This window comes from Pseudoxanthomonas sp. LjRoot204_2, from assembly GCF_056175765.1.
The window spans coordinates 1-1706 of sequence record NZ_JBGFFG010000586.1 but is presented as its reverse complement, the minus strand read 5'-3'; the positions used below and the strand labels follow the sequence as shown (position 1 = coordinate 1706).

General features: G+C 67.4%; 2 protein-coding genes. Both read left to right on the top strand.

Annotated elements, in window-relative coordinates; genetic code table 11:
- Positions 1-88 precede the first annotated feature (88 nt).
- Entirely contained in the window at positions 89-799 is a 711-nt protein-coding gene (locus AC04L7_RS18105; protein WP_436001410.1) for a hypothetical protein, read from the top strand.
- A gap of 1 nt (position 800) precedes the next feature.
- Positions 801-1706 (top strand): M23 family metallopeptidase, encoded by a 906-nt coding sequence (locus tag AC04L7_RS18100; RefSeq protein WP_436001412.1) that lies wholly within the window; start codon positions 801-803, stop codon positions 1704-1706.

Below are 1706 nucleotides of genomic sequence, written 5' to 3'. Positions count from 1 at the left end.
GCGCTGTCGGCAGCCGCGTATTCCCTCAACAGCATCATGGCCGAGCGCACGCGCCGGCTTGAAACCGAATAGCCAAAAGGATCAACCCATGCGTCGCATCGCAACCGTCATGTTCCTCGCCGTCGCCCTGGCCGCCTGTGGCGGAAAAGAAGAGGCCGCAGGCCAGGCGGATAAGGCTGTTCCCGCAAGCGCCGCGGCAGTGAAGCCCGGCGCGTTCGACAAGATCGTGGTGACGCGCATCATCGAGTCCATCAGCGGTGTGTCCGGTCAGGTGCGCCAGCGCGGTGACGCCATCGAGCTGTGCGACAAGTGGCTGCCGATCCCGCACGAGGCGGGCTGGTGCGATCGCGAGAAGGACGAAGAGGTGCGTGCGCTGCTCCTGGATGCGGCGCGCCTGCAGGAAGCCGGCTACGCCGTTGCTTCTGAGGCGCTGGCCGTCCAGGCCGTGGCCAAGGCCGGCGATGACGCCAGCATTCCTGCCCGGGCGCTGACCAGCGCCTTCATCGACATGTACGCCCCGGCCAAGGGCGAGGCCACCGATGGTGCTGATGCCGCCTTCGATGCGGACCTGCAGCGTTACTGGCAGGTCTGGGAGCTGGTGCAGAAGGACGTTGCGGGGATCACCCCGGAGAACAAGTCGTTGACGCTGCTGCGCCTGAAGGGCGAGCTCTACCGCGATGAGCTGGCCATGCGTGCCGGTTCGAGGCCGGGCCTGAAGCCGGCCACGGTGGAGGATCTGAAGGCCCGCGACAACGCGCTGGCGCGCATTGCAGCCTTCCACGAGGCGGAGGGGCGCTGAGATGTCGCTGCTGCGCTCCCTGACGCTGCTGGCGGCCTGTGCGGCCGGCTGTGCGCTGGCGCCGCAGGCGCGGGCGAACATCCAACCTGGCTTCAGTGCGTGCGTGCAGGACCCGCTGCGCGAGAACTCCGGTCGTGCGCGGGTCACCAGCTCGGTCAATCCGGCGCGCCGGAACCCGGTCACCGGCGTGGTGCGCTGGCACAAGGGCGTGGATCTGGCCATCGGCATCGGAACGCCCGTCTATGCGGCCAACGACGGCGTAATCACCGCCAAGTGGGCCAGCGGTGGTGGCGGGCAGAGCATCCGACTGACCGGCGGCGCCGGGGGCTACACCACCGTCTACTTCCACCTGTCCAAGTACCTGGTCAAGAACGGCGACACCGTGCGGGTCGGCCAGCCGATCGCGCTGGTGGGCAACACCGGTGTCGGCACCGGCCCTCACCTGCACTTCGAGATCTGGAAGGGCAAGGAATTCAGCAAGGACCCCAAGGGCCTGTACTGCGGTGGATCTCCGACGCCTGGCGGCTACGCCGGCGAGGCGGGCTACGGCGATCAGCCCGATGGCGAGCCCATGGAGGCCTACGCCGGCAAGATGCCGGAAGTGCCGAACATGGAAGCGTGGGACGACATGTCCGTGCGCGAGATCATCGAAGCCGAAGTCGGCAAGCGCTACCAGAACACCGCATGGTTGGCCGAAGAGGCCGAGCGCAGCGCTGCGCCGCTGCGCGTGGAAGCGCTGCACATGCGTGCGCTGAAGATCTACATCGACCAGCGCCGCAACGACCAGAAAGCGCGTGTGGAGCTGCTGATGGCGCAGCACCTGGCGCGCAACGTCAACCGCGAAATGGAAGTCCGCATGGACCGTCAGCGTGCTGCTGCGTCCAAGGCGGCCTCATCGAACCAGTAA

Bases quoted from the DNA above. Each gene is read 5' to 3' on its own strand.
- AC04L7_RS18100 (WP_436001412.1), top strand. From the start codon at position 801: ATGTCGCTGCTGCGCTCCCTGACGCTGCTGGCGGCCTGTGCGGCCGGC.
- AC04L7_RS18105 (WP_436001410.1), top strand. From the start codon at position 89: ATGCGTCGCATCGCAACCGTCATGTTCCTCGCCGTCGCCCTGGCCGCC.